General features: G+C 61.7%; 11 protein-coding genes, 1 tRNA gene and 1 pseudogene. 1 reads left to right on the top strand and 12 read right to left on the bottom strand.

What is annotated here, in order from left to right:
- Both EOA75_RS19465 and EOA75_RS19460 read right to left on the bottom strand, forming a co-directional pair.
- Positions 1-2,362 (bottom strand): DEAD/DEAH box helicase (locus EOA75_RS19465; protein WP_164747451.1); only part of this gene is annotated, 2,362 nt, incomplete at its 3' end.
- The gene (locus EOA75_RS19460; RefSeq protein WP_206517015.1) at positions 2,362-5,625 is read right to left on the bottom strand and encodes an STY4851/ECs_5259 family protein; all 3,264 of its coding nucleotides are present in this window, start codon (positions 5,623-5,625) and stop codon (positions 2,362-2,364) included. The genes EOA75_RS19460 and EOA75_RS19465, both read right to left, overlap by 1 nt.
- A gap of 556 nt (positions 5,626-6,181) precedes the next feature.
- Between EOA75_RS19460 and EOA75_RS19455 the strand changes: the two are divergent.
- Positions 6,182-6,739 (top strand): annotated as a pseudogene (locus EOA75_RS19455) (aminopeptidase); the annotation flags it as partial.
- Between the two features lie 10 nt (positions 6,740-6,749).
- Here the strand turns inward: EOA75_RS19455 and EOA75_RS19450 are convergent.
- From EOA75_RS19450 to EOA75_RS19405, 10 genes are all read right to left on the bottom strand, one after another.
- Positions 6,750-6,965, bottom strand: a complete 216-nt coding sequence (locus EOA75_RS19450) for a hypothetical protein (protein ID WP_091595108.1) — start codon at positions 6,963-6,965, stop codon at positions 6,750-6,752.
- Positions 6,966-7,300: 335 nt separating this feature from the next.
- Entirely contained in the window at positions 7,301-7,933 is a 633-nt protein-coding gene (locus tag EOA75_RS19445) for a hypothetical protein (protein ID WP_091595110.1), read from the bottom strand.
- Positions 7,934-8,213: 280 nt separating this feature from the next.
- Positions 8,214-9,404, bottom strand: a complete 1,191-nt coding sequence (locus EOA75_RS19440) for an integrase arm-type DNA-binding domain-containing protein (protein ID WP_127324927.1) — start codon at positions 9,402-9,404, stop codon at positions 8,214-8,216.
- A gap of 214 nt (positions 9,405-9,618) precedes the next feature.
- Positions 9,619-9,694: transfer RNA gene (locus EOA75_RS19435), tRNA-Phe, on the bottom strand.
- Positions 9,695-9,851: 157 nt separating this feature from the next.
- Positions 9,852-10,073, bottom strand: a complete 222-nt coding sequence (yacG, locus tag EOA75_RS19430) for a DNA gyrase inhibitor YacG (protein ID WP_067328558.1) — start codon at positions 10,071-10,073, stop codon at positions 9,852-9,854.
- Positions 10,070-10,696 (bottom strand): Maf-like protein, encoded by a 627-nt coding sequence (locus EOA75_RS19425; RefSeq protein ID WP_066993800.1) that lies wholly within the window; start codon positions 10,694-10,696, stop codon positions 10,070-10,072. Before EOA75_RS19425 ends, yacG begins: the two co-directional genes overlap by 4 nt.
- Positions 10,697-10,715: 19 nt before the next feature.
- The gene (gene infA, locus EOA75_RS19420; protein ID WP_006200926.1) at positions 10,716-10,934 is read right to left on the bottom strand and encodes a translation initiation factor IF-1; all 219 of its coding nucleotides are present in this window, start codon (positions 10,932-10,934) and stop codon (positions 10,716-10,718) included.
- A gap of 196 nt (positions 10,935-11,130) precedes the next feature.
- The gene (locus EOA75_RS19415; RefSeq protein ID WP_082954052.1) at positions 11,131-11,595 is read right to left on the bottom strand and encodes a low molecular weight phosphatase family protein; all 465 of its coding nucleotides are present in this window, start codon (positions 11,593-11,595) and stop codon (positions 11,131-11,133) included.
- Positions 11,583-12,068 carry a UPF0262 family protein gene (locus EOA75_RS19410; protein WP_066993793.1) on the bottom strand — a complete coding sequence of 162 codons (486 nt, stop codon included), beginning with the start codon at positions 12,066-12,068 and terminating at the stop codon, positions 11,583-11,585. The genes EOA75_RS19415 and EOA75_RS19410 overlap by 13 nt, the downstream gene beginning before the upstream one ends.
- A 2-nt stretch (positions 12,069-12,070) precedes the next feature.
- On the bottom strand, positions 12,071-12,174 hold a 104-nt coding region (locus EOA75_RS19405; protein ID WP_164747449.1), incomplete at its 5' end, for a histidinol dehydrogenase.

The following is a 12,174-nucleotide window of genomic DNA, read 5'->3' as shown; positions in this document are numbered from 1 at the left end:
CGTCCAGGCCGGGAATGGTCAAGCGCAAAAGGCCCAATGTCTCAGCGCTGTTGGCGCGGACGGGCCGTCGCATGATCTCCCGATATAGCATGAATTCAGCGAGCCGCGCTGGGTCGGAGAAAGTCTCTTCGCGCTCGACCCAGAGATTCGAGAGAAAGCGGTTGATTGTGGGCTCAGCGGCGAGTCGATCGACAAGTTGGCGCCAGGCCTTCGGGGTGGCGACCCCTTCGAGCCTGATTCGCGCCAACCGAAGGTCAGCCATGAGGCTGAGAGTGATCCCGTCCTGCTCGTCGGAGGCCAGTCGCTTGAGCTTAGCCTCGATCGCGGCGATGGCCTGGTCGTCCCGCACGGGACGATCCTGCACAAAGTGGTAGAGAAAGCTTCGGACGAAGCCGCGCTCCGATGCCACCTGCAAGTTCGCCGCGTGTCGGGCCGTGCCCTGCCGCGCATCGGTGAAGGTAATCAGTTGCCGGCCGTCGAGCGGCAAGGGCTCGTCAGCGTCAGGTTTTGGCGATAGGTGCCCGACGAGTCCAGGGGTGATCTGAGACATCAAGTAGGGCGCACCCGCGACGAGCGATCGAAGCACGCCGGCCTCGAGGTCCACCTTCTTGGGTGCCCAGCCGCAACATGGACACTCACCTACGTGGCGGCTCGCGGTCGTTGGTAACCCCGCGCCGTCCACGGTCTCGACGATCGCACCGGTTTTTGGCTCGAAGCGGATTATCGGAGACGGCCGTGCCCCGCGCGCCCCTAAATATCGGCGGTTCACGACCGGGGATGTGGTCAGCGGCGCATCGTCTTGTGTGTCGTCTTCGGCGCCGAAGGTTTCGTCGCGATCGAGCGTTTGCTCGAACTCACCGTCCCCTGTGCCGCCTGTCCAGGCCACAAGATGCGATCCGTCGGCAGTTTCTTCAGCCTTGAGCGCACCATCGCCGCATTGAATGCAATAGGCCCATTCGAGCACGAGCGATCCGCAGTGTGAGCAATGCTCTCGCGATTCGAGGAAGACGGCGCCGAAGTGCCAGTCGGCTGCTTCAGATGCGGCGGGCCGCCCGGGACAGGTCGGGTTCACGCAGGCCCAGAGACCGGAAAGCGTCCGGTGGAAGAGGTGTAGGCGGACCGGCAGGATTGAGTCTCCGCCAGCGCTGGCCAGCGCCGGATCGGAATGTGGGTCCTTCGCCCTTGACGCTTCGACAAGCAGGCGCCTCGGGTCTACGTCCGCGCCGCCGATCTGGCGCGCCTGCGCGCTCCAGCCGCTCCAGCCTACGATGGCGCCGGCTCTGAACTGCTCCCTCAGGACCCTTAGCGGTGCAGACTTAGCGAAGATCTCACCGGCCTGGAGCGGTTCCATGCCCGCTATCTCGTCAAGTTCGATGAGATTGCTATTGAGGGCAGGAGAGGCCGGTAGCGACGCCCTAACACCTCTTACCACGTGAATATTTTGCTCTGGTGCGCCTGACAGATCTCGAAGGAAGGATCGTAGCTCGGCGGCGTCCGGGCCGCCGATCGTCGCTGAGGTCGCGACGTATCGGAGCTCTTCGGGTTTGCGACCGAAAGCAAGCGCGACGCGGCGTAGTAGGAGAGCAATTTCGGCCGCCTGGGCGCCGACATATGAGTGCGCTTCGTCCAGTACCACGAAGTCAAGCGTACCTTGTGACGCCCGCAGGATCGGTGCGTCCTTCTGCCGGATCAGCATGTACTCCAGCATGGTAACGTTGGTGACAAGAACCGGCGGAGGCGAGCGCCTGAGTGTCGTCCTATCAGCGACCTTCCAGGGTTCCCCACGCGCGGCGGTGCTCCGCACACTCTCCGGCGTGTCGCCATTGTAGAGGCAGTAGCGCAGCGCTCCGCCGAAGGGGGCGAACCACTTTGACAGCCGCTCCTCCTGGCTGGCGATAAGTGCGTTGAGCGGATAGAGCATCAGCGCGCGCACTCCTTCGAGCGGTTTTGCACCGCTATCGGAGGATCGAACCAGCCCATCCAAAATCGGTGTCAAAAAGCATTCTGTCTTCCCTGAGCCTGTGCCGCTCGACACGATCACCGAAGCGGCGCGTTCGCCGCAAAGCTGCTTCCAAGCGTCCACCTGGTGGGTGTAGGGCGGGTATGCGACTTCACGCAGAACTTCGAGCGTTCTTGGGTGCAAAAGGCCAGCCGGCAATCCGCCCCAACCGCCCTCTAACGGCAACCAGGGATAAGCGCCTTCGACAAACGGTTCGGAGAGGGCCGAGTTAGGCTGACCAGCGCGCGCACCCAAGCCCTCACGCAGATGCCGATTGAGATCGACTGAACGGAGTCGAGCCATACCGACAATCGCATCTGCAGCATCGCGTGGCAGCCGCGCCAGAAGCCTCTCGATTTCCATCACAGGTCCATTCGTTGGGTGGTGCCGGGGTCTATAGTCTCGCGTCCAAGGGCGACGGCGAGAGCGCTCTCGAAGAGCTGACGGTCGTGGAGCCAAGCGGCCCGACATCGTCCGACAACCTGCGGGTTTTGATGGAGTTTGCCGGCCGCCATTCGCGCCGCCACTAGGGGAGCAGCGATCAAATCCGCGAAGGCTGGGTCGTACCGCTCCCAAAGCTCGCGTCGCTCTGGCAGGAGCCCCGCGAGATGCAATCCGGTCGGTGGCTCGCGATGCTCACTCTGACGAGTCACGAACGCTTCGGCGAGTTCCCGAAGCGTTTCCTTCGGACGCCGGCATAGCCTTCCGATGAGGCCGGGTTCCAAATCTGCTCGTGGCGCGACCAATAGGAAGGTGATCCACGCATGAGTCGCTAGCCCGGGCTCCAGATCAGCGATTTGGCCGAGGGCGGCCGCCACATTGCGCCCTGCGTCGGCAGTCGGTAGTTCCAACCGTTCCAGGCGGCGCTCCAACTCGTCAATTCTCGTTCGAAACGCAGACACCCAGTGCTCGACTTCCGTTGCGCACCAGAGGAAGGGTAACTCACTTTGTAGCCGGATCACGGCGTCGCGCTCCTCAAGAGTGTCGCAGGTCGACAGGATCCACGGAGCCGCCTGGGGGGCACGGCAAAGTGACCGCAGGGCATCGATCGCCGGCACGGGCACGTTGCGATCCCGCGCGGCCACGCTCAGATCGACCAAGAGGCGGAGATCAGCGCGGTTCAAGGCTTCCGGGTGCTTTAACACTGTAGCAAATGCATCGTCCCGGGCGTCACGTCGTGCGATCCTGAAGGCCAGACGAAGCGCACTTCCACGATCGTCGTCGCCCGGTGGTTGGGCGACCACCTTCGGTCTGAGCGAGGTCCCGTCATTGGTTCGCCCGAAGATCAGCCAGGGGCCCGGACCGAGCTCTTGCAGGAGTCGCGTCTGCAATTCCTGCAAGGAAAGGCGTGGAAGGTTGTTGGAGAGTTTCGCGGTAGGCTGCGTCAGCGCTAGCGCATCCAGATTCCAACCAAGGATACTCGAAAGGCCCGAGAACGGCGAAATGCCTTTCTCGGCCACCAGCGGCTGGTCTTCGTCGTACCAGGCGATCTCGGCGAAGTGGTCACCTCGACCGGCCCAGCTCAGGCGCACCTCCGCATCGAGGTCCGGAAAGCTACCAAGGAGATCCCGCAATTCGTCTTGAAAGGCCGATAGCGGGACGAGACCGTCGATACGACGCGTGGCCTGCACGGGCTGTCCTGCGCCCTGCCGAACCACCAGCCATAGGTCGCGACCGCCAGGCGCCAACAGGCGGAACCCATGCAGTCGATCGATCGAAATCTGGGCCCGGCTTACGGCGGGCCGCATGTCCGGGGTCAACAGGAGCGGCTCGGCAATCGGATCAGCGAGCGTTAGGTCGAGTTGGGTGTCCCATCGCAGCGCCACGTGTAGCATCGCGCCTGGGGTGTGGAGTCGAAGATCGACGCGCGCGTCATCACCATTCCTGGAGATCGGAAGGATCTGACCGCCCTTCGCCGCAACGCTGGCCCCGAGCAGATTCTCGATTTTCAACGAGTGGGTTCGCGGTTCTCCCGATAGCACCAATTCACGCGGCGCAACGTCGGCGCAGGTCCAAGCGACCAGTTCACCGCCCCGCCTCATTGCGATCTCGACCCTGCCCAGGGGCGCGTGTTTGTTCGAAGAACGCCACGAGCCTCTCCCCAACGACCGCCAAATTAGGTCTTCCGACGAAACCAGCGTGTGATGCTGACCATCCGAAAGCCAAGCCTTTGGCGTCCCTAGGAACACCGTCTCGCGCACCCGCCGTAGAGTCTCTCCTGTGAGGATCAGTCGCTTCGTATCCTCGCGCTCGGCCGCGCTACGCCACGTGAGACGCCCATCACCAAGGTCGAGCGAAGCTTGCCCGACGAAGGCCAGAAGACAGCGTCCATCGAGGATGCAGTCTCCCAAGTCAGAAGGAGGCTGTTCGAACTTCAGTGCTGAACGAGCCTCCTGCGTTACAGCCATAGCCAGCCATGGCCGAGTGCTTCGAAAGGGCGAACTGCCAATGAATCTTAGTTCAAGCGCGTTCTCAAAATCGACGCCAGGATCTGGCTGGAAGAGGAGGACAGGCGCGTCTACCGGCTCGCCGGCAAACGCGGTGAACTCTTCGACTAAGGTCTCCCCTGCAACTGCCGCCAACCTAATTGCCTGGTTCAGGCGAGCGGGAACTTCGAACGCCTTGACCAGCGGACGGGACTCCCACGCTGTCGCCTCGTCTGATTCCACCTGTTCCAGCACGGCGATGGGCCGGTTCAAACCCGGCAGATCACCCCGCGGAAAGATGCGCAGCCGAGTGGCACCTTCCATCGCTGCCTGCAATTGGGGAGATGTTCGGACCACGTCGAGTTCACCTGACAAGGTGAGTTCGGCCCGCGGCGCCCACCCTTCGGCGGTGCGCCGCAGCAATCGGCTTGCCGCCAGGGCTCCCCCTTCGACGCGCCGGGTCCGGACCAAGTCTTCCACCAGAGATCGAAAATCGCCTTCCTCCAAGTCAAAAGGCAGATCGTTGCGCCAAGCAGGCACCACAGAATCCAGGTGGAGCACGGGATCTCGGTCATTTCGTTCGTGGAGGGGCGGCAATTGTTGACGGAAACGAACGATTACCGTGGACAGCGCCACGGCTGGCTCCACCAGCGCCTGAACAAGCGTTTCGCCCGCCCGCCATGCCTCACTTGCGACGGCCTCGGCAGGTGTGAAGCCCATTTCGATCGCCAAGATGCTGCGCTTCAGCCATAACCCCAAGGTTCCCTCTTTGATGGCAGCAGCTGGAAAACCCGCCTCGCGCACTACGCCGAAGAGGAGCGGCACGTCGGTCGGCTGAGGGCGTCGCCACCGTTTCAAGCCAGCTTCGGCGGCTTCCCGCACCACCGCGTAGCGCACGTCGGCGGCCGAATCATTCGCGTGATATCGAATTCCAAGGACAGCTAAGGGTCTGATCCAGTCCCAAGCCCCCCCGGCGCGTTCCCGGCGATACCACTCGGCTGTGAAAGCAACGAACAAAGCCTGACCATGGGAGTCGTTCAGCGCGGTCGGTCCATGGCGTTTTAGGACCTCCCGAACGCCCTCGAACTCTTGTCGGCTGAATCGGTAGCGATAAAGTGGGCGCCCATCAGGGAGCGATAATCCGCGCGATCGGAATAAGGCCTCGTAAGCGCCGCGTAGACCTAGACGCGGCTCGTCCATATTTCCCCCCAGGCTCCCAATTCAGATTGTGACACACTGTGCATTAGTTGTGAAGTTTTCCTCTGCGAGCAGGCCGCCTAGAGGGCGAGAGCGGACTTTTCGACAATAGGAACGATTTCGAAGACAATTTCGACGGCCTCGGCAGGCCGCTTGCACGGTCGTCGTTCAGCTTCCCCGAACTATCTTCGCGGAACGATTCCCAATGGCAGCTATTAGCGCGACTACGACCTGGAGCATGGTCATCGGCAACGACTACTTCCTGGGAGGAGACAATTTGCGTCTATGGCCGACGTGGGCGCATTGCGGACCAACAGCGTTGGGCCGGATGCGACCGGAAGCTTCAGGAGAAAAAGACCTCCTAGGCGGATAGTTCCACGTCGCCGTGTCCGGCTTATAGCGGACATTCGGCAATTTGGCAGCGAATGACCACATTGTGACAATCTTGCCGAAGACGAACGTCTAACCTAAACCCCCATCCAGGACATCAACCAAATTGGAGCCACTGTTTGGGACCGGGCGTAGTTGCGACGTTTGCCCTATCCGGACGTGTGAGCAAATGCCGTGGGCAACCGTGATGCGTGCATTTTTTCGTTCGGTTGCTGCGATGATCGTGATGTCCAGCCTGGCAGGTTGCACCAGCATTTCTTACTACGCACAATCCTTGAAGGGTCACGTGGAGATCATGGCGGCGCGCCAGGATGTCGAAGAGCTGATCGACGATCCTTCGATCCCTGGGACATTACGCGCTCGAATGGAATCGGCGAGCGCCATCCGACAGTTTGCGATAGATGAACTAGCGCTTCCAGACAACAATAGCTACCGCAGCCATGTCAACGTTGGTCGGGACGCCGTGACATGGGCCGTCTTCGCAGCGTCGGAATTCTCGCTGACGCCACGAACATGGTGCTTTCCGGTGTTCGGATGCGTTCCGTACCGAGGATACTTCTCCAAAAGGTCTGCGATTGAAACCGCTGTCGCACTTCAGAGGCAGGGCCTGGACGTCTATCTGACGGGCATCACTGCATTTTGCACGCTTGGCTGGTCAAGTGACCCGCTGCTAAGCACCATGCTCAGCCAAGATGAAACGTATCTTGCAGGGCTCGTGTTCCATGAATTGGCCCACCTCACGTCACGCCGCGCTGCCGAAAATAAGCCTGCATCACCTTGCGGCTCGAACGGTTGTTCTGCGCCAGCCTGGTCGGATCGAGCACCGCCTGTTCTATCCCCTCTCGCGTCAGCGCCGCTTTGAGCGCCGCGATATTTGCATCGATGTCGGCATTGTTCGCCCGGAGCGATGCATAGATGCTGTCGGTCGCCTCGGCCACGGTCGGCTCGCTCACGGGTGTACTCCTTCGGCTGTTCGGGCGGCGGCTTAACACAGATCAGCGGCTTCGCCATACCGATAAGACGGCTGATGGGCGGCAACAGTATCCCCTGGGACTTAAAAGGGATACCGATGACGCGCGCCAACGGCTCGCTGCTTTCGGGAAATGGTGTCGCCCGTGGTGAACGGCCGATATGGCGGCCCGTTACTGTCGCCTACCTGGGCCGGAACCAGACTCGCGGACTGTTTACGCCCATTGACTCCCGGAGGTCAGGCGCGCGACCCGGATCAGGATTCGGGCCAGTGCGGTCGTAGTGGGCAGGAGCAGCGAAAGAATCTTTTTTCGCTGAATCAGCGCAGAAGTCCGTCACTCTCGAATTCGTCCCAGCCCTTCAGTTTCTGACGTGACACCTCGTCCCGAGTGCTGTCAGGCGCAGACGCGGCCCTGCGGCCGCTCTTTTGCGCACGCTTCAGGGCGGCCTTTCCGGCGGCCCGCCGCCTATTCTCTGCAGCAGCTATCGCGTCGTCCTCGCGCCAGACCGTAACCAAGTCGCGATCGAGCACGTCCTCGATGTGACGTGGGTCAAACACGTGAAAAGTTACCTTCCTTGCGCGACCACGAAGTTTCACCGTACGTGTGCCTGTGCTTTGCAAGCGGCCGTCCTTGAGCCACCGGTGCCGCTCTGCCGAAGAGATCGTCAGGATGTCTTCGACTTCACGGGGAATTACGGGCAGGCCTTCGATGCCTTCCAGCGTTTTGGACACAATCGCCGACGCAGTCCGGAAATCGCCATAGGCGCCTTCCGGCATGCGCAAGGCCCCGACCTCGATACCGAGCAGCTTTTTCGCCGCCAAAGGCAGGTGGGCTCGCACTTCGCGAACGATCCCTCTGGCTCGGACCGATGACCCAAGCGTGGCCGCAGACGGGAGCGTCCACCCTTCGATCAAATTCGCAGCTGCATCCATTTTCTGGCGTGTGGACATGGGCCTTAGATAGGTCTCCCATCATGTCGGCTTCAACAAGTGTGGAATCAGCTAGCGCGGCGCTCCGGCACTGGCCTTGAACCATGCCTTGTTCCAGCCCTCGCTAGATCGCAGCGCTCTCGGCCTTCGTCGGATCACCCATTCCGCCTTCAGGCCGCCAGGTTCCCCAGGGATGTCCGCTTCGGGAGAGCGGCAACGCAGGCCTCAACGGCCGCTATGCAGCGTAAACCGGACGTTCGCGATACGTGCCGGACAGCTGGCTGCCCGCATCTGATTGAGTTTACCCGCGCGTTCCGGCGTTCTCAATTTTTTCCAGATAATCTGCCCACCACTGCATCATCTTGACGCGCTCTTCCCAGTGCTCCGCCCGGGCATAGGCGCGCCGAACGTCGTTATTTTCAATATGAGCCAGCTGTCGCTCTACGGCGTCTGGATGCCACTTGCCGCATTCGTTCAACAGAGTTGATGCCGTTGCTCGGAAGCCATGGGCCGTTGCTTCATTCTTGCTGTAACCCATGCGACGCAGGGCGGCGTTGAGTGTATTGTCGGAAATCGGACGAGAAGGCGATCGCACGCTTGGAAACAGCAGCGTCCCAGCGCCGGAGATTTTTTTAAGCTCGGCCAGGATATCCAAAGCCTGCGTTGAAAGAGGAACGCGGTGCGGTCGTCGCATTTTCATTCGCGCTTCCGGGATAGTCCATACCGAACTTTCGAAGTCGAACTCCCCCCATTCGGCAGCGCGAAGCTCACCGGGGCGGGGAAACAGCAGCGCCATCAACCTCAGAGCCGCTCGGGTTGCGGGCTGTCCGTCGAATGTCTCGATCGCACGCAGCAAGCCGCCGAATGCCTTCGGATCGGTAATGGCGGCACGCGGCGTGACCGTTGGCCTGATGAGAGCGCCCCTCAGCGCGGACGTGGGGTCAGTGTCGGCGCGTGCAGTGGCGATGGCGTATCGAAAGACGCTGCCAATGGTCGAGCGCAGCCGCCTGGCCGACTCGTATCGACCGCGCACCTCCACGCTACGAAGGGCAGCAAGGATAGTGGCCGCATCAATGTCCCGAATGCACTTGTGCCCACAGGTGAGATAGGCGAAGTCGAGTAGCCATTTGACCTTGGTGATAGTCCGGTCGGCACGTCCCTCTTTCTTCAGCTTGTCCACATATTCCTCGGCGATTGATCGAAAGCTGTCCTTTGCCGAACCGACCTTTCGCAACTTGCGTTCCTGCGCGGGATCGATGCCAGTGAGGAGGAGACGTTTGGCGTCATCGCGCGCCTTGCGTGCTTCGGCGAGCGAAATAAGGGGATAGCTGCCCAACGCCAGAAGCTTCTGCTTGCCGTCAAGTCGATAGGCGAGGCGCCATAGGCGGGATCCGGTGGGCTGCACCCAGAGCTGGAGCCCGCCACCATCAGACAATTTCAATAGCTTGGAAGCAGGACGGGCATTTCGGCATTTCACGTCGGAAAGGGCCATTTGTGGGACACCTCCCTTTGGCTGTTTCGATACCATCAGGATGTCCAGTACCAACGGAAATACCAGCCCTCCGCCTCGTTAGACCAAATACGCCGAAATTCCATGAAACGCGCTCAATCGCGCCATCCTTCCCAAAAAGATGAACGATTTCAGTTGTTTGTGCAAACAGAAGCGTAGAAGATTCGGCGAAAGGGAGTGTCGGGAGAGGAGGGGATGGTGCCCAGAGGCGGATTCGAACCACCGACACGCGGATTTTCAGTCCGCTGCTCTACCAACTGAGCTATCTGGGCCTGCGCCGGCTAACGGGCTCGTCCGCCGGGTTTCACGGAAGCGCCGGGTGGCGCCCCCCTCGAAAGCGCGTGGGTTATAGCACGGGAATTCGCCCTGTCCAGCGCTTAGGTGTTGATAAAGAAAAATCGCCGGGAAACGGCGTATTGCTACCGGCCTTCACTGCTCGTCTGTGGACGAAGGGCCTTGCTTGGGGCCCCCGTCTTCTTCCTCTTCGTCGTCGCGGCCGGGAATGACGTAGGCGCCTTTCAGCCAGCGATTGAGGTCGATGTCCTTGCAGCGTGTCGAGCAAAACGGATAGTGCTCCCGCACCGAAGGCTTGCCGCATTCGGGGCAGGGGCGCTTCGGCCTCAGCGGCGTGACCTTTTCGTCCGGGCTCATGGCCGCGCGACGTGCCAGTTCTTGTGCGGCTTGAAGCCCTCGCCGGACAGCAGTGCGATACTCTCGTAGAGCGGCAGGCCGACCACATTGGTGTAGGAGCCGACCAGCTTGACGACGAAGGAGCCGGCGAGGCCCTGCACGGCATAGCCGCCGGCCTTGCCGCGCCATTCGCCCGACGCGACATAGGCGTCGATCTCCTCGCGCGGCAGTCGCTTGAAGCGCACCCTGGTCTCCACCAGCCGCTGCCTGAGCTTGCCGCCCGGCGTGATCAGGCAGATGCCGGAATAGACCCGGTGCGAGCGGCCGGAAAGCAGGCCGAGGCAGTTCACCGCGTCGTCGATCGTCTCGGCCTTGGGCAGGATGCGCCGCCCCACTGCCACCACCGTGTCGGCGGCCAGGATGAAGGCCGGCGCATAGTCTTCCTCGCTTTTCAGCGAGGCGAACGCCTTCTCGGCCTTGTCCTTGGAAAGGCGCTTCGCCAGCGAGCGCGGATGCTCGGCGCGCAGCGGCGTCTCGTCGACATCGGCGGGCAGCACGCGGTCCGGTTCGATGCCGGCCTGCTGCAACAGCTCGATGCGACGCGGCGAACCCGAGGCAAGCACGAGCTTCTGCAGAATGCTCATCGCGGTTCGCGCCGAATTGTTACTTGAAGCGGTAGGTGATGCGGCCCTTGGTCAGGTCGTAAGGCGTCATTTCGACCAGGACCTTGTCGCCGGTCAGCACGCGGATGCGGTTCTTGCGCATGCGGCCGGCCGTGTGGGCGATGATTTCGTGCTCGTTTTCGAGCTTCACCCGGAACATCGCATTGGGCAGCAGTTCCGTGACCACGCCCGGAAATTCGAGGACTTCTTCCTTCGGCATTCGATACCTTTGCTTGGATGGCGGTTCCGGGGCTTAGAGCATGATGCCGAAAAGTGTGAAGCGGTTTTCGGACGACATCATGCTCTACTCTTGATCTGGAGCCGGACGATTTCAGGTCGAACAGACCTGAACTCGTCCGACTCCAGCCGGAATTTGCGGCGGAACCTATATGATAATCGCCCGCTTGTGAACATGCTTAATCCGTCGCGTTTTTTGCTTCCGGAAGCAAGAAACGCCGGCTTATGCGCGTCTTCAGCCGCTCTCGCACATCGCGATAGGCGGCCATGATATGCTCGCGCGTGCCGCCGGTGTCGGTCGGGTCCGGCATCGGCCAGTACTCGACCTCGACGGCGAGCGAGCGGGTAAGCTCGAGCGCGGCGTGATGCGCTTCCGGCGCCAGCGTCACGATCAGGTCGAAATAATCGTCTTCCAGCTCGTCAAGCGTCCTCGGCTGCCGCTCGCCGAGCGTGAGACCCTCTTCGGCAAGCACGGCATCGACGAAGGGGTCGCGCTCGCCGCTGCGCACGCCGGCCGAGGCGACGAAAGTGGTGGCGGGCAGCATCCGCCGCGCCAGTTGCTCGGCCATCGGCGAGCGCACGGCATTCATGCCGCACACAAAAAGAATCGAATGCGGCAGCGCGGCCAGGACTACCCCCGCCAGTGCAGCACGCAGACGAGCGTGAACAACCGGCGCGCCGTGTCGAAGTCGATCTCGATCTTGCCGGCGAGCCGGTCCATCAGTGTTTGCGAGCCCTCATTGTGCAGGCCGCGGCGGCCCATGTCGATTGCCTCGATATGGCTGGGCGTGGAGGAGCGGATCGCCTCATAATAGCTTTCGCAGATCAGATAGTAATCCTTGACGATACGCCTAAGCGGCGTCAGCGACAGGATGTGGGTAACCACATCGGCGCCATTCTGGCGGCTGACGGCGAACACCAGGCGCGACTCGGCCAGCGACAGCTTCAGCCTGTATGGGCCGGCGCCATCGTCGTTGACCGGCCGGAAACTGTTTTCCTCGATCAGGTCGAAGATCGCCACTGCCCGCTCATGCTCGACATCGGGCGTCGAACGCCCGATCGATTCGTCGAGCTCGACGTCGATCAGCCTGTCGCGGTTTTGGTGGTGGCCGGACATCGCTACATGTTCAGCCTGATCGCCACCGATCGTGCGTGGGCGTCGAGCCCTTCCGCCTTGGCGAGCGCGATGGCCGCCGGCGCCAGCGCCTTGAGCTGCTCCGGGC

The organism is Mesorhizobium sp. M1A.F.Ca.IN.022.07.1.1, from assembly GCF_003997575.1.
GTDB lineage: Bacteria > Pseudomonadota > Alphaproteobacteria > Rhizobiales > Rhizobiaceae > Mesorhizobium.
The sequence above is the reverse complement of the archived record's forward strand: the minus strand, read 5'-3'. Positions and strand labels throughout refer to the sequence as shown.

Coding starts and splice junctions, on each gene's coding strand:
- EOA75_RS19425 (WP_066993800.1), bottom strand. CDS start 10,696: ATGAGCATTCTGCAGAAGCTCGTGCTTGCCTCGGGTTCGCCGCGTCGC.
- yacG (WP_067328558.1), bottom strand. CDS start 10,073: ATGAGCCCGGACGAAAAGGTCACGCCGCTGAGGCCGAAGCGCCCCTGC.
- infA (WP_006200926.1), bottom strand. CDS start 10,934: ATGCCGAAGGAAGAAGTCCTCGAATTTCCGGGCGTGGTCACGGAACTG.
- EOA75_RS19460 (WP_206517015.1), bottom strand. CDS start 5,625: ATGGACGAGCCGCGTCTAGGTCTACGCGGCGCTTACGAGGCCTTATTC.
- EOA75_RS19440 (WP_127324927.1), bottom strand. CDS start 9,404: ATGGCCCTTTCCGACGTGAAATGCCGAAATGCCCGTCCTGCTTCCAAG.
- EOA75_RS19410 (WP_066993793.1), bottom strand. CDS start 12,068: ATGTCCGGCCACCACCAAAACCGCGACAGGCTGATCGACGTCGAGCTC.
- EOA75_RS19445 (WP_091595110.1), bottom strand. CDS start 7,933: ATGTCCACACGCCAGAAAATGGATGCAGCTGCGAATTTGATCGAAGGG.